The organism is Streptomyces sp. WAC05374, from assembly GCF_004353505.1.
In the GTDB taxonomy this organism is placed as follows: domain Bacteria; phylum Actinomycetota; class Actinomycetes; order Streptomycetales; family Streptomycetaceae; genus Streptomyces.
Genome location: NZ_SMNQ01000001.1, coordinates 699,617 through 717,404, shown reverse-complemented (window position 1 = coordinate 717,404; position 17,788 = coordinate 699,617). Strand labels below are relative to the sequence as shown.

Sequence of the window (17,788 nt, the reverse complement as noted above, 5' to 3'; positions counted from 1 at the left end):
GCGGTATGGCCATATTGTCATCCTTTGCATAGGTATGCAATGGGTTCCCGCAGCCCCCGCAGCAGCAGCCCGCCCACCGCCGGCTCCGGACCCGGCACCAGCACGACACCGGCCACGGCCGGGACCGTCAGGGCGCGGGACCACCGGACCACGGGAAGGCGGCCGAACCGGGTGGCGAGGTGCCCCCCAGCACCGCGCCGACCGCCCCCCAGGTGCAGTACGGTCAGCGCCACCGTGCCGGCCGCGCCCCCGCCGCCCGTGCGCCCGGCCGCGTACAGCGGCAGGAAGGCGCTCAGGCCGACGAACACCACCGAGCCGCACACCACGGCGCCCGACAGTCCGGCGAAGGAGACCCGGTCGTCCCGCCCGGCGTCGGCCCGCCCCGGCCCGGAGGCGGCCGCCGCGGCGCCGGGCGGCCCCATCGACCGCAGCGCCGCCCCGCACAGGCCCGTCCACCGCCCCCACCGACCCCCGCTTCATCGACGTCTCCCACCGTGCCTTCGGCCACACCCCCGGCGCCCACGGCCGCCACTCCTGAGCGCGGGCACCGGGGGCGCGGGCGTCAGACGTTGGGCACCTTCAGCCTGTCCCAACTGGCCCTGCCCGGGGTGCCGTCGGCGTCGGCGCCCGTGTAGCCCAGCTTGCGCTGCCACGCGGCGTACGACCTCCGGTCGGCCTCGCTCCACTCGGGCCCGGGGCCGACCTCGTAGCGTCCGCAGCCCTCCGCCACCAGCCGCCTGCCCATGGCGGTGATCACCGGGCTGCGCCGGCCCGGCGCGAAGAACGCGGCGCCGGGGAACGGCTCGTAGGACACCGGGGGCTTCGGCGCGGGCGGCCCGGCCGGTCCGCCCGGCTGCCCGCCGAGCCGCTGTCTGATCCGGCCGCGCATCGCGTCCATGGTGAATCCGCGCGGGTCTGTCTTGCCCGGCTGCCACTCCTTGTGCCCGATCACCGAGCGGTCCGACCAGTCGTGTGCCCGGCAGAGCGCGGCCGCCGCCCTCTCCACCGCCTCCAGTTGCGCGGCCGGCCACGGGTCGCTGCCGTTGCCGAGGTTGACGCACTCGAAGCCGTAGAAGTGCCGGTTGCCGTCGGTGTTGGCCTCGTTGTCGGCGGGCAGCGGCGCGCGCTCGTCGATCACCGCGCGCAGGACCTCGTCGTCGCCGAGCCCCGCGTGATTGGCCCGGCCGTTGCCGACGAGGTGGACCGAGCCGTCCTTGGCGATCACCCCGTGACACAGCGGCCCCGGCAGACTCGCGTAGCCGTCGTAGCAGAGGTTCACGGAGTTCTGGGTGCCCGAGGTGACGGTGTGGTGGATCATCACCCCGTGCACCGGTCCCCACGGGCCCTTGTGATTGCGGTTGTGCGTACGCCAGCTCCGGTGCTCCACGACCTTCAGGCCCTCGTCACGCAGGACCCTGAGCAGTTGGGAGGCGGACAGCGGAGTCGCCATGGTGGTGCTCCCTTCCGGTGGGGATGCTCCGTCGGTTCCCTTCCTGCACCGGTGCACCGGCCCCTGGGGAGAGCTCACCTGCGTGGATCATGGAAAATGTGGCCGCGCTCCGCGCGCCCTCCCCCGTCGCCCGTCCCATGGGACCTTCGGTCTCGCGGAGTCATGGGCTCGGGCGTCTGCTCGCGGCTCCTGCACGAGTGCCTGTGGGCGAGTCTGGTTCGGCGCGCGCACCAGGGTCAAGGCGCCGTTTCGGTCCGCCCGTGGTGGGAAACCGGCCGTACTCCGGCAGGCCCGGCGCGCCGCCTTGTGCAACGCCGGGAGCACAACGCCGCCGGGGCCGGCCGCGGGTGTGCGGCCGGCCCCGGCGGGGGAGTGGAGGGGTCCGGTCAGTACGGGCCGTTGACGTTGTCGATGGAGCCGTACCGGTCCGCCGCGTAGTTGCAGGCGGCGACGATGTTGGCGACCGGGTCGTAGGCGTCCTTGGCCGTCCCGGGCACGTGGTACGCCTCGAAGGTCGGCGCGATCACCTGGAGCAGGCCCTTGGAGGGCGTGCCGTTGATGGCGTTGATGTCCCAGTTGTTGATCGCGAACGGGTTGCCCGAGGACTCGCGCATGACGTTGCGGTGGATGCCGTCGTAGCTGCCGGGGATGTTGTGGCGGGCCATGATGTCCAGGGCCTCACGGATCCAGCCGTCGAGGTTGTCCGGGTACGTCTTGACGGCGGCCGGTGCGGCCTTCCGCTCGGCGGACCGGTCGGCCCGCTCCGGGGCCGCAGCCCGCGTGGCCGGGGCCTTGGCGCCGATCGTCAGCTTCAGGCCCGGGCGGATCAGGGACGGGTCGGCACCGACGGTCTCGCGGTTGTCCTCGTACAGCTTCTTCCAGCCGCCGCTCACCCCGTGCTCCCTCGCGATCTTGGAGAGGGAGTCGCCCGCGACCACGGTGTACGTGACAGGGGCGGCCTTCTTGGCGGCGGCCGGTGCGGCGGTCACGGCGGTGGTGACCGCCTGCGCCGCGCTCGGGGCGGCCTCGGCGGCGGTGGCACCGAGCATGGGGAGCGCGAGCGCGGCGCCGCCCGTTCCCGCGGCGACGAAACGGCGGGCGAGCGGATTGTTCTTGGGGCGGCGGTGCTTACCCTTTGCGGGCATGGCGGATTCCTCTCCGTCGCCTGCGAGGTGAGCTGTCGGGTTCGGGCTGGAGATGCCCGGCCGCGTGTCGGCGCGGCTTCACCCCGAGCCGTCCCCGGTGGTCTCCGGAAACGGCGGCTTACCTGGTTCCCCCGCTCCTGCCGTGCGTACGTGAGTGGGTGGGTGCGATTCTCCGGGCGGCGGCAGGATTCGGCGGTCCGTCCGGATTGAGGGTGACCGTAAGCGAGAGGAGCCGCGCGGAACAAGGCTGGAATTCCACCCGCCGACTCTTTCCCGAACGTATGACGGCCCATCAACTTTGCTGCTGAAAAGCCAAAACAAGGCCGGCGGGACAGGGCGGGAGCCGTAGAGGGCGGTGATTCTTGTCACGCGGCGGTGCGATGCACCGACAAGTCGCCTATGTGCGCCTGGATATGGGTGAGACAGTCATAACTGCGAAAGTCCCCATACGGGAGAAAATGGGACGCAATGGCCTCGGTGACGGGTGGGACCGCCGGTTACTCGCGAGGAATGCGAGGCGTGAACTAAGGTGAGCGCCCCGATCGGCTCCCCCTCTGGATCGCAGGACAAAACGGTCCTGGTCAGTCCGATCGAAGGATGTCCTGTCAACCAGGGCGCACATTGCAGTGCAGGGCGACGTGATGTCGGCAACTCCGCCAGACGTCGGCTCCGTACGGGCCGGCGAGCCCTCGTCCTGTCATCCGGGACTCGAGGCGTTGGCCCCTTCTCTCATTCACCTACCTCGCGAAGGCAAGGCAGAGATGGCACGAGTCTCCCGGCAGCACTCCGGGAAGCAGACGCATCCCGTCGATGAGCTTCTTCCCCTCCCCAAACTCACCCTCTACGGCTTCCAGCACATCCTCGCGTTCTACGCGGCGGCGGTCATCGTCCCCGTACTCCTCGGGAACGCCCTCGGGCTTTCCCGGGAGGAACTGGTCTACCTGATCAACGCCGACCTGCTGACCTGCGGCATCGCCTCGATCATCCAGGCGCTCGGCGTCTGGAAGGTCGGCGCCCGGCTGCCCCTGGTCCAGGGCGTCACCTTCACCGCCGTCTCACCCATGGTCGCCATCGGCATCGGCGCGGGCGGCGGCACGGCCGGCCTGCTGGTGGTCTACGGCGCGGTGATCACGGCCGGCATCGCGACGTTCCTCCTCGCGCCCTTCTTCGGGAAGCTGGTGAAGTACTTCCCGCCGATCGTCATCGGCACGATCCTCACCATCATCGGCATGACCCTGATACCCGTGGGCCTCCAGGACGCGGCCGGTGGCGCGCACCTCATGGGGGAGCCCGAGTACGGCTCCGGGAAGAACCTCGCGTACGCCCTCGGCACGCTTCTGCTCATCCTGGCCGTGGTCCGCGTCGGCAAGCCGTTCCTGAGCAGCCTCGCGGTCCTCATCGGGCTCGTCGCCGGCACCGCCGTCGCCTGGCTCCTCGGCGACGCGCACTTCGGCGCCGTCAAGGACGCCGACTGGTTCGGCGTCAGCACGCCCTTCCACTACGGCATGCCGAAGTTCGAACTCCTGCCCGTCATCGCCATGGTGGTGGTCATGCTGATCACGATGGTCGAGACGACCGGTGATGTGTACGCGATCGGCGAGATCACCCGCAAGAAGGTCGACAGCGACACCGTCACCCGGGCGCTGCGCGCCGACGGCGTGGCGACCGTCCTCGGCGGCGTGCTGAACTCCTTCCCGTATGTGGCGTTCGCGGAGAACATCGGACTTGTCCGGATGTCCCGGGTGATGAGCCGTTTCGTGGTGGTCGCCGCGGGCGTCTTCATGATCGTGCTCGGGCTGCTGCCGAAGGCCGGGAGCCTGGTCGCCGCCGTTCCCCATCCGGTGCTGGGCGGCGCGGCGATCGCGATGTTCGGCATGGTCGCCACGGTCGGCATCCAGATCCTGGGCAAGGTCGACCTGCGCGAGGAGCGCAACGCGCTGATCCTCGCCGTCAGCCTGGGCGCCGCCCTGCTGCCCACGACGGTCGCCCCGTTCTTCGACCGCATGCCGGCCGACGTGCGGGCGGTCCTCGACAGCGGCATCACCCTGGGCGGCCTCACGGCGATCGCGCTGAACCTGTTCTTCCACGCGTTCTCCCGGCGCAAGGCGATGGAGATCGACTGGGAGGACTACGAGGACGACGGCACGCCGCCGCCGGTCGGCGCCGCGACGCGCTGACCCGGACGGCGCCCCGCGGCGCCCCCGCCCCCGCCCGCCCCCGGGACGGCCGCCGACTCCGGCCCGGGGGCGGGCGCACGGACGGGCCCGGCGCCCCGGGGCGTGGTCGGCGCTCCGGGGACGGGCCCGGCGCCCCGTGGGCGGGCTCAGTGTCCCGTCGCGTCGAACGGGGCCCGGTCGCCCACGTCGCCGATCAGCTCCCAGAAGTGGTCGGTCAGCCGGTGGAGGTAGGCCGAGCGCTCGGCGGCGACCTCCTTGAGGCGGGCGTCGTCGTTGCGGGCCACCAGGTGGCCCATGTAGCGCTCGGAGAACTCGGCGAACTCGGCGTGCATGGTGCGCAGCGCGTCGCCCACCAGGGTCTCGTTCACCACGACGATCTCCGCCACGGGCGCCACATGGGCCTTCCAGCGGCCCTCGACGGCCGAGCGCAGGTGCCGGGCCAGTTCCTCGCCCCGGCCCATGATCCCGACCAGCTTGCGCAGCGACAGGCCGAGCGCCTCCACCAGGGCCCTGGTCTGCCGCAGGTCACCGTCCCAGAACTGGGCCGCCTCCGCCTTCCGGTACTCCGCCGGGTCCATCCCGATCCGGTGGGCCAGCCGCTCCACGCCGAGCTGCCGGGCCAGCCGGTGTTCGGCCAGGGTCCGCGGCTCGACGCCCATCAGCGTGGTCGCCGAGCACCACAGCACATCGGCGAGGGCGAAGAGCTGCGGCTCCGAGGGGACGTGGGAGCCGTGCTCCCACGCGGCGACCAGGCCGGGGTGGACCGGGACACCGCACGCCGCCATGGAGTGCGCCACCTGGGCGGTGCTCAGGCCCATGCGGGCCCGCGCCGCCCGGGCCTCTGCGGCGGAGAACGGAGTGCTGTACACGAATGAGACACCTCGCTGCACCCGGCGAGCGCAGGGCGCTTGGGGGAGAGGGAACCGCTGGACGAACATCCAGGAGCGGGCAGATTAACAGATGGCCGAGTGGTGCAAATGGCCAACTTTCCCTTCGATAGCAAGGTGTAACGCGTGTTTCAAGGAGCAATGATGGGATGAACGGGTTCATTCCTGCCCTGATCGAAGGATCATCGTCCGCTGGCCGGAAGCTCCCGGCCGGTAGTCGGACACCCGGCTCCGGAGGGTCACGGCGACGGGGACGGCTCCGCGCTCCGGGGCCGCGCGCGTACGTGCATCCGCTCGCCCTGACGCCCGAAGAGGCTGAGCACCTCCACGGCTCCGTCCCCCGTGCTGCCGAACCAGTGCGGCACCCGGGTGTCGAACTCGGCCGCCTCGCCCGAGCCCAGCACCAGGTCGTGGTCGGCCAGGACCAGGCGCAGCCGCCCGGACAGCACGTACAGCCACTCGTAGCCCTCGTGGGTGCAGGGCTGCGGGGTGTTCCGGTCGGGCGGGAGGATCATCTTGTACGCCTGCTGCGGGCCCGGCTGGCGGGTCAGCGGCAGCACCGTGGTGTTGCCGTGCACGGTCCTGGGCGTGAGGCGCACGCGCGGGTCGCCCACCTCGGGCGCGCCCACCAGCTCGTCGAGCGGTACCTGGTGGGCCTGGGCGATGGGCAGCAGCAGCTCCAGGCTCGGCCGGCGCTGACCGGACTCCAGGCGGGACAGGGTGCTCTTGGAGATGCCGGTGGCCTCCGCGAGCGCGGTCAGGGTGACGCCGCGCCGGGTACGGATGCGCCGCAGGCGCGGGCCCACCTCGGAGAGCGTGCGGGCGATGGCGTCCTGGTGTTCTTCCCGTTCTTCCACGCGCCCATTAACCACCAGCCGTCCACAAGCGGCAAAGAACGTTGCCGTTTCCGGGAACACTCCTCACCACGACACGTCGTCCAGCACCAGTTCCATCGGCTGCCGGGGCTCCGTGCCGGGGGACTGCTCGGTCCACATCACCTTCCCCGTGGGCGTGTACCGGGTGCCCCACCGCTCGGCGAGCTGGGACACCAGGAACAGTCCCCGCCCGCCCTCGTCGGTCGTGGCCGCCCGCCGCAGGTGCGGGGAGGTGCTGCTGCCGTCGGACACCTCGCAGATCAGGCAGCGTTCGTACAGCATCCGCACGTGGATCGGCTCGGAGCCGTACCGGATGGCGTTGGTGATCAGCTCGCTGAGCATCAGCTCCGTGGTGAACCCCAGGTCGTCCAGCCCCCACTCCTCGAGCTGCCGGCCGCACGCGGCCCGCACCCGGGCGACGGCCGACGGATCGGGGGGCACGTCCCAGTCCGCGACCCGGGCCCGGTCCAGCAGGTTGGTGCGGGCGACCAGCAGCGCGATGTCGTCCCGGCGGTGAGCCGGCAGCAGGGCGCCGAAAACGGCCTGGCACGTCTCCTCCGGCGTCCGGTCCGGGTGCCCGGCCAGCGTGTCCCGCAGCACCCGCAGGCCGGTGTCGAGGTCGCGGTGGCGGTGCTCGATCAGCCCGTCGGTGTACAGGACGAGCCGGCTCCCCTCGCGCAGGTCCAGCTCGGCGGTCTCGAACGGCAGGCCGCCCAGGCCCAGCGGCGGGAAGACCGGCACCTCCGGGCAGTCCACGGTGCCGTCCGGCCGCACGAGCACCGGCGCGAAGTGCCCGGCCGTCGCCACGCTGCACCGGCCCGACGCCGGGTCGTAGATGGCGTACAGGCAGGTGGCGCCCGTGATGCCGTCCCCGTCGCCGTCGGCCCCCTCCTCCTGGTCGATCCGGGACACCAGCTCGTCGAGGTGGCCCAGCAGCTCGTCCGGCGGCAGGTCCAGCGCCGAGAAGTTGTGCACCGCCGTCCGCAGCCGGCCCATCGTGGCGGCCGCGTGCAGCCCGTGCCCCACCACGTCACCCACCACCAGGGCGACCCGCGCCCCGGGCAGCGGGATCACGTCGAACCAGTCGCCGCCCACCCCGGCCTGGGCGGGCAGGTAGCGGTACGCGATGTCCAGCGCCCCCTGCTCCGGCAGGACCCTCGGCAGCAGGCTCCGCTGGAGGGTGACGGCCATGGCGTGCTCGCGGGTGAAGCGACGCGCGTTGTCGATGGCCACGGCGGCCCGGGCGGCCAGCTCCTCCGCGAAGGCCAGGTCGTCCTCCTCGAACCGCTCGGCACGCTCGGCCCGCCAGAAGTTGGCCATCCCCAGCACCACGCCCCGCGCCTGCAACGGCACCGTCACCAGCGAGTGGATGCCGTACGCCAGTGCCTGGTCCGCCCCGGCGGGGTCCTGCGCCCGCCAGCCGTGGGCCACGTTCAGGTCCGGCTCCAGCACCGCGTGCCCGCTCGCCAGCGCCGCCGCCATCGGCGTGGTCGGGACGGCGAACCGGATGAGGTCGCCCACCGGCTGCAGCGGGTGGTCGTCGCGGATGCCGCTCACCGCCGTACGCCGCATCTCGGTGTGCGCGCCCGCCGGCTCCTCACCGCGCAGCACCGGGTCGAGCAGCTCCACCGTCACGAAGTCGGCGAACCGGGGGACCGTCACCTCCGACAGCTCCTCCGCCGTCCGCACCACGTCCAGCGTCGTGCCGATCCGCCCGCCCGCCTCGTACAGCAGCTTCAGCCGCTCGCGGGCCACCTCCGCCATCCCGGACACCGCACGCAGCTCGGTGGTGTCCCGGAGCGTCGCCACCGTGCCGGACGCCCCGCCGTAGGGCGCCGTCGGCCGGGTGTTGACGGCGAGCAGACGATCCCCCGCCAGGTGCACCTCGTCGGTGACGGTACGGCCCGACGCCAGCAGCTCCGCCATGCCCGCGTCCAGGCCCAGGCCCGTGACATGGCGCCCCTCCGCGTCCGGCGGCAGCTCCAGCAGGCGGCGCGCCTCGTCGTTGGCCAGCGTCAGGCGCCCGTCGTCGCCGATGATGAGCACCCCCTCGCGGGCCGCGTGCAGCACCGCGTCGTGGTGTTCGTACATCCGGGTCATCTCGGTGGGGCCGAGGCCGCGCGTCTGGCGCCGCAGCCGCCGGCTCACCAGCGCCGAGCTGCCCACCGCCAGCGCCAGCGCGGCGCCGGCCGAGCCCAGGAGCACCGGCAGGTGGCGGTTGACCGCGTCGCCGACGTTCTCGATCGAGACGCCCGCGCTCACCAGGCCGACGACCGTGCCGCCGGAGTCGATGACGGGCACCACGGCCCGGGCCGCGTCGTTCGGGGCCCCCTCGAAGATCTCGGTGAACGCGGAGCCCGCCGCGGCGCGCTCCACCTGCTCGGCGCGCCTGCCGATCAGGGTCGGATCGTTGTCGGCGACGCGGACCCCGTCCGGCGTCATCACCGCGATGAAGTCCAGTCCGGAGCCCTCCTTGGCCTTGCGGGTCGACTCCTGGAGCGCCGCCGTCGGGTCGGCGGCCCTCAGTGCCGTGGCGACACCGGGGGCCTCGGCGAAGGACTGGGCGGCCGCGAGCGACCGGTTCTGGGCGTCCCGCTCGCTGTCGTACCGCGCCTGGAACGCCAGCCCTGTGACCGCGGCCGTGATCAGCAGCACCGCGACCAGGATCTGCAGGAGCAGCACCTGGCCGGCGACGGTCCGCACGCCCAGCAGGGAGCGCACTCCCTCCTGCCGCGGGCGCCGTGCCATCCCGGGGTGGAGCCGGTGCGGAGCCCTCGGCGCGCGTCCCGGGGACGGGCGGCCCGACGCCCGCCTGGTCCGTCCGAGACGTCCGCTCATGTCCCATTTCTAGCACTGCATCCTCACGGGGAGCGACCCGCGCGGGCCCACGGCGGCCACGGAGCGTCACGGCCCGGCGCGCACGGCGGCCCACCCGGGCCGGACGTTTTCCCCGCCCGCTGAACGCAACCGGCACCACGCGCGTACCAACGGGCGGACGCGTCCCCCGGTTGCCGACGGCATCCGGAGTCCGAACCACCAGCAGGAGCAGCGGAGTTGAGTCACAGGCGCATACCCAAGCGAAAAGCCGTCCTCGCAGGAGCCGGGGCGGTCGGCATTGCCGCGGCGGCGATCCTGCTGCCCAACGCCAATGCTTCCCAGTCCGGGACCCGGCCGGCCCCTCTCACCGCCAAGACGATGAGCGCCGCGTCCGCCGCACAGGTGGCCCGGCAACTCGGCCAGTCCCTGGGCGACTCCTACGGCGGGGCGTACTACGACGCGGCCAAACGGCAGCTCGTCGTCAACGTGGCCGGCGGCGACGACGCGCAGAACCGCCGGGTCCAGGAGGCCGGCGCGGTCGCCCGGCCCGTGGAGAACAGCACCGGCGAGCTGACGGCGGCCACGCGCACCCTGTCGCAGAAGGCCGGCATCCCGGGCACGGCCTGGGCCGTCGACCCGCGGACGAACCAGGTCCTCGTCACCGCCGACCGCACGGTCACCGGTGAGCGCTGGGACCGACTGGAGTCGGCGGTCACGTCCCTGGGCCAGGGCATGGCCCGCATCCAGAAGTCCAAGGGCGAGTTCAAACCGTTCGTCGACGGCGGCGACGCCATCTTCGGCGGCGGGTCGCGCTGCTCGCTCGGATTCAACGTCACCACCCAGGACGGACGCAGCGGATTCCTCACCGCCGGGCACTGCACGGCCGCCTCCCAGGAGTGGGCGGACGAGAACGGCCAACAGCTCGGGACGGTGCAGGAGAGCGTCTTCCCCGGCGAGGGCGACTTCGGCCTCGTCACCTACGACGACCCCGCCGCCGAGGCACCGAGCGTCGTGGACGTGGGCGGCGGCCAGAAACTCCCCATCGGCCAGGCCGCCGAGGCGGCGGTCGGACAGCAGGTGTTCCGCATGGGCAGCACCACCGGGCTGCGGGACGGACAGGTCACCGGCCTGAACGCCACCGTGAACTACCCGGAGGGCACCGTCACCGGGCTCATCCAGACCAATGTCTGCGCCGAGCCCGGCGACAGCGGCGGCTCCCTGTTCACCCGCCAGGGGGACGCCATCGGCCTCACCTCGGGCGGCAGCGGCAACTGCGACGTGGGCGGCGAGACCTTCTTCCAGCCCGTGACGACCGCCCTCGCCGCGGTCGGCGCCACCCTCGGCAACGGCTGACGCCTCACCCCCCACCAGCCGGTCCCGCGCGGCGGCCGCGCGGGACCGGCCGGGACGGCGCGTCACCCGCCGGTCCCGCACGGCGTCCGGTGCGCCCGCCCCTCCTACCTCTTCACCGGCACGTACGGGGCGGACGGGAGGGCGGGCCGCACCGCGGGCACCCACCAGTTCGCCCGGCCGAGCAGCGCCATCAGGGCGGGCGCCAGCAGCAGCCGGATCACCGTGGCGTCCACGAACACCGCCACGGCCAGGCCCACCCCCACCACCTTCAGCAGCAGCAGCCCCGACGCCGCCAGCGCCGCCATGACGACGATGACCACCAGCGCGGACGCCGTGAACAGACCGGCCGTGTGCTGCACCGCCCGCGCCACCGCCTGCCGCGTCGAGGCGCCCGCCTCGTGCTCCTCCACGGTCCGCGACAGCAGCAGCACCTCGTAGTCCATCGACAGCCCGAACGCCACGCACAGCACCAGCACGGGGACGACGGTGTCGGTCACCCCCGTGGCCGTGAAACCGCCGAGCCGGCCGGCCAGGGCCCCCTCCTGGAACACCCACACCATCACACCGAACGTGGCGCTCAGGCTCAGCACATTGAGCACCAGGGCCTTCACCGGCAGCACCACACTGCGCGTGCACCACCCCAGCAACAGCAGCGTCACCACCGCGATCAACGACAGCGCCGGCACCACCCCGCCCCGGATGGCGTCCCCCAGATCGGCCAGCCACGCCTGCGTGCCGCCCACCAGTGCCGGCACGGGCGAGGACACCGCCCGCACCGCCCGTACCACCTGCGCCCCCTCCGGTGTCTCCGGGCCGACGTCCGTGACGACCGCCGCCCACACCCCCGCCGCCGACGCGTAGCCGTGCCCCGGCTCGGGGCGCCCCACCCGCCGGCCCTCCCGGTAGGTCCCCGTCGCCGTCTCCACCCGGGTCACGTGCTCCAGCCCGGACAGCCGCCGGGCGTAACCCTCCAGCGCGGCGGCCTCCGCGCGGGCGTCCAGACCCGGCAGCGCCACCTGCACGGGGCTGAGCGCGTGGTGGTCGAAATTCCGGCGCACCGTCTCCGTCGCCTGGCGCGTCGCCGAACCGGCGGGCAGCGCCCGGTCGTCGAACGTGCCGAACCGGGCACCCGTGAACGGCAGCACCAGCGCGGTCAGCAGGACGCCCAGCACCAGGACCACCGGCACGGGGCGGCGCATCACCCCGTACGCGAGGCGGTACCAGCGGCCGCCGTCCGGGACGGCCCAGGACCGGCGGCGGTGCACCGACAGCGCGTCGATCCGCGGGCCCAGCAGGAGGAGCGCCGCGGGCAGGGCGGTGATCGCGAGCAGGGCGCTCAGCGCCACCACGGCGATGCCGCCGTACGCCACCGAACGCAGCATGTCGAGCGGGAACAGCAGCAGGGCCGCCAGGCTGCCGATCACGGTCAGCGCCGAGCACACCACCGTGCGGCCCGTGCTGCACACCGTGGCGAGGAGTGCCTGGTGGGTGGCCTCGCCCGGGTCCCTCTCCTCGCGGTACCGCGCCCGCTCCTCCCGGTAGCGGGCCAGCATGAACAGGCTGAAGTCGACCGCCAGCGCGAAGCCGAGCGCGGTGGTGAGGTTCAGCGCGATCACCGACACGGTCGTCAGCCCGGACAGCCCGCTCAGGAACGCGGCGGCGCCCACCACCGCGCACAGGCCCACCAGCAGCGTCAGGCCCGCCGCGACGACGCTCCCGAAGACGACGACGAGGATGGCGGCCGTCAGCGGCGCGGCCAGCAGCTCCGTACGGTGCAGGTCCTGCCGGCTCTGCCGCTCGATGGCGAGCCCCACCGGTGTCTGCCCGGTCGCGGCGACCGTCAGCGGACCGTGGCGGCCCGTCAGCTCCCGCAGCAGCGGCTCCACGTCCTTGTGGGCCGTCGCCTCGCCGCCCGCCACCCGCAGCAGCACCAGCGCCGCCCGCCCGTCCCGGCCGCGCAGCGCGGCGGGGCGGTGCGGCCAGTACGCGCGGACCTCCACCACCTTCGGCAGCCGCCGCGCCCGCTCGGCGAGCCGCGTCCCGGCGCGCACCGCCGCCGGATCGTCCACCGACGCGCCGGTCGTCGCCACCAGCGTCACCGTCGGGCTCCCGCTGCGGAACGCCGTGGTCAGCGTGTGGTCGGCCCGTGCCGACTCGGCGCCCGGCGGTGTCGTGCCGCCGTGGTAGAGGTTCTCACCGACGCCCACCGCCGCCACCGCCGCGAGCAGCAGCGTGCAGCCGGTCACGACCAGCGTACGGACGGGGAAGCGCAGCACCAGCCCGGCGAGGGCGCCCAGCGGGTCGGCGGGCAGGACACGCGCGCGCCGCTTCACGATGCCGGACCGCACATGTGTCTCCTCACCCTCCGCTGTGGCTCGGACTGCTCAACCTTGCACACGGGCCGCCGGGACGGGCGGCGCGACCCGGCGGGTGTACTCGGACGGCGGAAACGCGGAGGGGTCACACCCCGTCGGGCTCCGGGTCGGCCTGCGGACGCGCGTGCGACGCGGCCCGGGTGTGGATGAACAGGTCCTGGCGGCCGGGCGGGGTCGCGCTGTGCCTGGGCAGTGGCAGCTCGTACCGCACGGGCCGCCGGTGGTCGGCCATCTGGCGCCGCACGTTGTAGACGCTGCCGAACTTCCACAGCATCCGCGCGAAGTTCGTCTGGCCCCGGGCCAGCGTGCGTCCCAGCACCCCCAGGGCGCCGATGGCGTTGCTCAGCCCCAGGTGCTTGCGGTTCAGCACGGCCTGGGTGCGCACCAGCTCCCGGTAGAACTCCTCCAGCGGCAGGGCGGTCGGCACGACGGCGTGCTGAATGTCGAAGAGCCGGTAGTCGCGGGTCGTGAGCTGGCGCGACTCGGTGTGCCAGATCTCCGTGCCCGGGTACGGCGTCATCACCGTCAGGTGCACGATCTCGGGGACGGAGAGCGCGAACTCCCGTACCAGGCGGAAGCGTTCCGCGTCCCAGGCGGGGTCGACGATCAGGTTGATGGCCACCATGATGCCCAGCCTGCGGGCCGTCTCCAGGGCCTTGAAGTTGTCGTCCGGGCTCACCCGCTTGCGGTAGAGGTCCAGCCCCTCCGCGTCCAGCGCCTCCATGCCCAGGAACATGTACCGCAGGCCCAGGCGCGTCCAGCGGGCGAAGACCTCCTCGTTGCGCAGCAGGACGTCGCTGCGGGTCTCCAGGTAGTACTGCTTGCGGATGCGCCGCCGCTCCAGCTCGGCGGCGATGCCCTCGCCGTGCTCCGGGCGGATGAAGGCCACGTCGTCCACGATGAACACGTTCGGCTCCCGGATCGACGCCATCTCCTCCGCCGCCGCCTCGGGGGACGCCTTGCGGTAGCTGCGCCCGTAGAACGTCCACGCGGAACAGAACGAGCAGTCCCAGGGGCAGCCCCGGGTGAACTCGATCGAGGCGCACGGGTCCAGCTCGCCGATGAAGTAGCGGTTGCGCCTGCGCATCAGATCACGGGCCGGCCGGGGGCTGTCGAGGGTGTCGAGCAGCTTGGGGGCCGGGCCGCGTCCCTCCGCGCACACCACGCCCGGCACGTCCTTCAGTCCGCCGTCGCGCACCGCGGCCAGCAGCGGTTCCACGGCCGGCTCGCCCTCACCGCGGACGACCGCGTCGACCGCGCCCTCGGCCTGCTCCAGCACGTGCTCGGCGATGAACGAGACGCTGTGGCCGCCCAGGAAGACGAAGCAGCCCGGCGAGGCGGCCTTGGCGTGGTGGGCGATCTCGATCGCCTCGGGGATGTTGGCCAGATAGTTGAGCGAGATGCCCACCGCCTCCGGAGCGAACGACTCCAGCTCCCGGTCGAGCAGGGCGCGCGAGAGCACCTGGAGGTCCACCACCCGTACCTCGTGACCGGCGTCCCGCGCCGCCGCGGCCACCCGTTCCAGCCCCAGTGGCTCCAGCCGCAGGAAGATCTCCGAGTACATCAGGGCACTCGGGTGAACCAGCATCACGCGCATCTCAGTCTCCAGCCGACGGCGGCACAGGGCAGCTACGTGAACCATTTCTGCCCCTTTGGCCGTATTCCGTGGGGGAGGCACGCCGGGGCCGGGGACGCCGCACGACCCGCCGCGGGCCCCCTCCGGCAGCCCGCCCGCGCACGGGCGGCGCTCTTGTGGCACGGCCGGGCAGCCGCCAAGGTGAACCCGTCCGGCCGTCCCCTCCCGAACGGAGCGACCATGGCCCCCTTCACCCTGCCCCACCAGCGGATCGGCGACGGGCCCCACCCGGTCCTCGCCGTCCACGGCTGGTTCGCCGACCGCACCGCCTACGTACCGCTCCTCGACGACCTCGACCGCGACGCGTTCAGCTACGCCGTCGTCGACCTGCGCGGCTACGGCGAGGCCAAGGACGCCCCCGGCCCGTACACCACCGCCGTGGCCGCGGCGGACCTGCTCGCCCTCGCCGACCGGCTCGGCTGGGACCGGTTCTCGGTCGTCGGGCACTCCATGGGCGGCAGCGTCGCCCAGCGCGTCCTGGCCGCCGCCCCCGGCCGGGTCCGCCGGCTCGTCGGCATCTCCCCGGTCCCGGCGGCCGGGCTGCTGATGCCGCCCGAGCAGTGGGAGCTGTTCGCCGGCGCCGCCGAGAACCCCGGCAACCGGCGCGCCATCATCGACGTCACCACCGGCGGCGACCGGCCCGGCGCCTGGCTCGACCGCATGGTGCGCCGCTCCCTGGAACGCAGCGACGCCACGGCGTTCCGCGCCTGGCTCGACTCCTGGGCGACCGAGGACTTCCACGCCGAGGTCCAGGGCAGCGACGTACCCGCCCTCGCCGTGGTCGGCGCGCTCGACCCGGCGCTCGGCGCCGACCTGATGCGCGGGACGTGGCTGCGCTGCTACCCCAAGGGACGGGTCACCGAACTGCCCCGCGCCGGCCACTACGCCATGGACGAGACACCGCTGGAGCTCCTGCGCGTCGTGGAGGACTTCCTGCGCGCGGACGGCCCCGCGTGAGCGTTCCCCCGCCGCCGGACGTCTTCGACCCCCGCCTGTACGCGCGCGGCCTCCCGCACGACGCCTACCGGGAGCTGCGCGACCACCACCCGGTGGCCTGGCAGGACGAGTACGAGGTGCGTGGCTGGCCCGCCGGGCCGGGCTTCTGGGCGGTGACCCGGCACAGCGACGTCGTCCGCGTGCTCAAGGACGCCCGCACCTTCTCGTCCTGCCTGGGCGCCACGCAGATCCGCGACCCCGACCCGGCCGACCTGCCCTTCATCCGCCGGATGATGCTCAATCAGGACCCGCCCGGCCACGCCCGGCTCCGGCGCCTGGTCAGCCGGGCCTTCACCCCGCGCCGTACCGACCGCTTCGAGGCCACCGTCCGGCGGCGGGCCCGCGAGCTGCTCACCGCCGCACACGCCGCCGCCCGTGACGGCGACGGCACCACCGACGCGGTGCGCGCCGTCACCGACGAGTACGCCCTGCTCAACCTCACCGACCTGCTGGGCGTGCCGGGCGCCGACCGGGGGCTGCTGCACACCTGGACCGAGCGGGTCATCGCGTACCAGGACCCGGACGAACCGCCGGTGCTCGGTGCCGACGGCAGGCCGCTCAACCCCCGCTCGCCCGCCCAGCTTTCGGAGATGTTCGCCTACGCCCGCGGTCTGGCGGCCCACAAGCGCGACCACCCCGGCGACGACGTGATGACCTCGCTCGCCCACGCGGACCTCGCCGAGGGGGAGCTGGAGATGTTCTTCTTCCTGCTCACCGTGGCCGGCAACGACACGGTCCGCAGTGCCGCCCCCGGCGGGCTGTCCGCTCTCGCCGCCCACCCCGACGCACAACACCGACTGCGCGCGGGGGAGTTCGCCGTCACCACCGCCGTCGAGGAGCTGCTGCGGGTGCACCCTCCCGTACTGACCTTCCGCCGCACGGCCGCCGAGGAGTGCCTCCTGCACGGGCGGCGGGTGCGCCGGGGCGACAAGGTGGTGGTCTTCCACGCCTCCGCCAACCATGACGAACGGGTCTTCGCCGGCCCGCACCGCTTGGACCTCGCCCGCTCGCCCAATCCGCACGTGTCGTTCGGCGACGGCCCGCACGTCTGCCTGGGCGCCCACTTCGCCCGGCTCCAGTTGCGGGTGCTGCACGAGGAGGCGCTGCGCGTGCTGCCGCCCTACGAACCCGCGGGGCCGCCCCGGCGCCTGGTGTCGAACTTCATCAACGGCCTGAAGTCACTGCCCCTGCGCCTTCTCGGATGAGACCAGCACCCCGATCTTGTCGATGCGGTGCTCGGGGTTGCCCTTGGCGTCCCGCCAGAAATTGCCCGCCGCGTCGTCCTCGGGCGTCGCGCACGTGGAGACGGTGATCATCGCCTTGACCGGCCGCTGGCCGGGCTTGCCCGGGACCGGGGCGCGCTGCTCGGCGAGGGAGCGCGCGGAGCGGAAGGACGTCTGGCGGGTCTCGGTGATCCGGTACTCGTGGACCGTGCCGCCCGACGTGACGAAGACCGACTCGCCCACGTCGAGGGCCGGGAGGTCGCGCAGCGGGCCGCCGGCCGAGAGGCGGTGGGCGGTGACCAGGTAGTTGCCGACCTCACCGGGCCCGGCGCCGCCGCCCTTCCCGTACGGGCTGGCGGCCACGCCCCGGTCCTGGATCCTGGTCCCCGGCCAGTCGTCGGTCGTCCCCTTGTACGGCACGACCCGCAGGTCCTCCACACCGATGGCGGGGATGGCCAGCACGGCGGTCCGGGTACGGGCCGTCTCGGCGGGCGCCGGGTCGGGGGAGGGCGCGGCGGGTGCCGCGGGGGTCCCGGGGGCCCTGGGGGCCACGGGCCCGGCAGGTGCCGGATCGGCGACGGCGGCCGCGGAGGCCGGTGCGGTGGGCGCGGCCGGGGCGGGGGCCGCCGCGGGGCGCTCGGCGGCGCCACTGCCACCGGCGGCGCATCCGACGAGCGCGATGACGAGGGCGCTCGTGAGCGCGGCGGAGGCGGTGCGGACCGTGAGCATGGACTTCCGGTGGGGTGTCAGGGACGGGTCGGTCACACCAACGTAAACCGGACACCTGTTCCCTGGATAGCCCCCTTGGCTCTGCGCGACCGGTCCCGCGCGTACCGTCACGGTGCGCCGACCCC

At 73.4% G+C, this 17,788-nt stretch carries 12 protein-coding genes, 1 pseudogene and 1 riboswitch; of the genes and pseudogenes, 4 read left to right on the top strand and 9 right to left on the bottom strand.

Annotation, left to right across the window (positions count from 1 at the left end):
• Positions 1-86 precede the first annotated feature (86 nt).
• The 3 genes and pseudogenes from E2B92_RS32610 to E2B92_RS03275 form a co-directional block, all read right to left on the bottom strand.
• Positions 87-446: pseudogene (locus E2B92_RS32610) on the bottom strand (MFS transporter); the annotation flags it as partial.
• Between the two features lie 116 nt (positions 447-562).
• Positions 563-1,450: a peptidoglycan-binding protein gene (locus tag E2B92_RS03280; protein WP_126887047.1), complete on the bottom strand. Its 888-nt coding sequence runs from the start codon at positions 1,448-1,450 to the stop codon at positions 563-565.
• A 386-nt stretch (positions 1,451-1,836) separates the two neighbouring features.
• The gene (locus E2B92_RS03275) at positions 1,837-2,595 is read right to left on the bottom strand and encodes a LysM peptidoglycan-binding domain-containing protein (protein ID WP_126887046.1); all 759 of its coding nucleotides are present in this window, start codon (positions 2,593-2,595) and stop codon (positions 1,837-1,839) included.
• Between the two features lie 4 nt (positions 2,596-2,599).
• A riboswitch (cyclic di-AMP (ydaO/yuaA leader) is annotated at positions 2,600-2,766 on the bottom strand.
• Between the two features lie 590 nt (positions 2,767-3,356).
• On the opposite strand from E2B92_RS03275, the gene E2B92_RS03270 reads away from it, so the two are divergent.
• Entirely contained in the window at positions 3,357-4,772 is a 1,416-nt protein-coding gene (locus tag E2B92_RS03270) for a nucleobase:cation symporter-2 family protein (RefSeq protein ID WP_133087381.1), read from the top strand.
• Between the two features lie 146 nt (positions 4,773-4,918).
• Here the strand turns inward: E2B92_RS03270 and E2B92_RS03265 are convergent, their stop codons facing one another.
• The 3 genes from E2B92_RS03265 to E2B92_RS03255 form a co-directional block, all read right to left on the bottom strand.
• Positions 4,919-5,641 carry a helix-turn-helix domain-containing protein gene (locus tag E2B92_RS03265; RefSeq protein ID WP_133087380.1) on the bottom strand — a complete coding sequence of 241 codons (723 nt, stop codon included), beginning with the start codon at positions 5,639-5,641 and terminating at the stop codon, positions 4,919-4,921.
• Positions 5,642-5,898: 257 nt separating this feature from the next.
• Positions 5,899-6,516: a helix-turn-helix domain-containing protein gene (locus E2B92_RS03260; protein WP_126887045.1), complete on the bottom strand. Its 618-nt coding sequence runs from the start codon at positions 6,514-6,516 to the stop codon at positions 5,899-5,901.
• Positions 6,517-6,579: 63 nt separating this feature from the next.
• Complete coding sequence (locus tag E2B92_RS03255) at positions 6,580-9,372, bottom strand: SpoIIE family protein phosphatase/ATP-binding protein (protein ID WP_126887044.1); 2,793 nt, start codon at positions 9,370-9,372, stop codon at positions 6,580-6,582.
• 357 nt (positions 9,373-9,729) lie between these two features.
• On the opposite strand from E2B92_RS03255, the gene E2B92_RS03250 reads away from it, so the two are divergent.
• Positions 9,730-10,704, top strand: coding sequence for a S1 family peptidase (locus E2B92_RS03250; RefSeq protein WP_312846074.1), 975 nt, complete (start codon positions 9,730-9,732; stop codon positions 10,702-10,704).
• 104 nt (positions 10,705-10,808) lie between these two features.
• Here the strand turns inward: E2B92_RS03250 and E2B92_RS03245 are convergent, their stop codons facing one another.
• Together E2B92_RS03245 and hpnR are read right to left on the bottom strand one after the other, a co-directional pair.
• Positions 10,809-13,052, bottom strand: coding sequence for an MMPL family transporter (locus E2B92_RS03245; protein ID WP_133087379.1), 2,244 nt, complete (start codon positions 13,050-13,052; stop codon positions 10,809-10,811).
• 112 nt (positions 13,053-13,164) lie between these two features.
• Positions 13,165-14,676, bottom strand: a complete 1,512-nt coding sequence (hpnR, locus tag E2B92_RS03240) for a hopanoid C-3 methylase HpnR (protein ID WP_126887041.1) — start codon at positions 14,674-14,676, stop codon at positions 13,165-13,167.
• A gap of 219 nt (positions 14,677-14,895) precedes the next feature.
• On the opposite strand from hpnR, the gene E2B92_RS03235 reads away from it, so the two are divergent.
• Positions 14,896-15,672 carry an alpha/beta fold hydrolase gene (locus E2B92_RS03235; RefSeq protein ID WP_126887040.1) on the top strand — a complete coding sequence of 259 codons (777 nt, stop codon included), beginning with the start codon at positions 14,896-14,898 and terminating at the stop codon, positions 15,670-15,672.
• Entirely contained in the window at positions 15,669-16,916 is a 1,248-nt protein-coding gene (locus tag E2B92_RS03230) for a cytochrome P450 (protein WP_126887039.1), read from the top strand. Before E2B92_RS03235 ends, E2B92_RS03230 begins: the two co-directional genes overlap by 4 nt.
• Here E2B92_RS03230 and E2B92_RS03225 read toward each other — a convergent pair.
• The gene (locus tag E2B92_RS03225; RefSeq protein WP_200836915.1) at positions 16,890-17,663 is read right to left on the bottom strand and encodes a sortase domain-containing protein; all 774 of its coding nucleotides are present in this window, start codon (positions 17,661-17,663) and stop codon (positions 16,890-16,892) included. The two genes, E2B92_RS03230 and E2B92_RS03225, sit on opposite strands and share 27 nt — an antisense overlap.
• Between the last annotated feature and the right edge of the window lie 125 nt (positions 17,664-17,788).

What these genes read in the sequence shown, in the direction of transcription:
- E2B92_RS03280 (WP_126887047.1), bottom strand. Translation starts at nt 1,450, where the DNA reads ATGGCGACTCCGCTGTCCGCCTCCCAACTGCTCAGGGTCCTGCGTGAC.
- E2B92_RS03275 (WP_126887046.1), bottom strand. Translation starts at nt 2,595, where the DNA reads ATGCCCGCAAAGGGTAAGCACCGCCGCCCCAAGAACAATCCGCTCGCC.
- E2B92_RS03270 (WP_133087381.1), top strand. Translation starts at nt 3,357, where the DNA reads ATGGCACGAGTCTCCCGGCAGCACTCCGGGAAGCAGACGCATCCCGTC.
- E2B92_RS03255 (WP_126887044.1), bottom strand. Translation starts at nt 9,372, where the DNA reads ATGAGCGGACGTCTCGGACGGACCAGGCGGGCGTCGGGCCGCCCGTCC.
- E2B92_RS03250 (WP_312846074.1), top strand. Translation starts at nt 9,730, where the DNA reads ATGAGCGCCGCGTCCGCCGCACAGGTGGCCCGGCAACTCGGCCAGTCC.
- hpnR (WP_126887041.1), bottom strand. Translation starts at nt 14,676, where the DNA reads ATGCGCGTGATGCTGGTTCACCCGAGTGCCCTGATGTACTCGGAGATC.
- E2B92_RS03235 (WP_126887040.1), top strand. Translation starts at nt 14,896, where the DNA reads ATGGCCCCCTTCACCCTGCCCCACCAGCGGATCGGCGACGGGCCCCAC.
- E2B92_RS03225 (WP_200836915.1), bottom strand. Translation starts at nt 17,663, where the DNA reads ATGCTCACGGTCCGCACCGCCTCCGCCGCGCTCACGAGCGCCCTCGTC.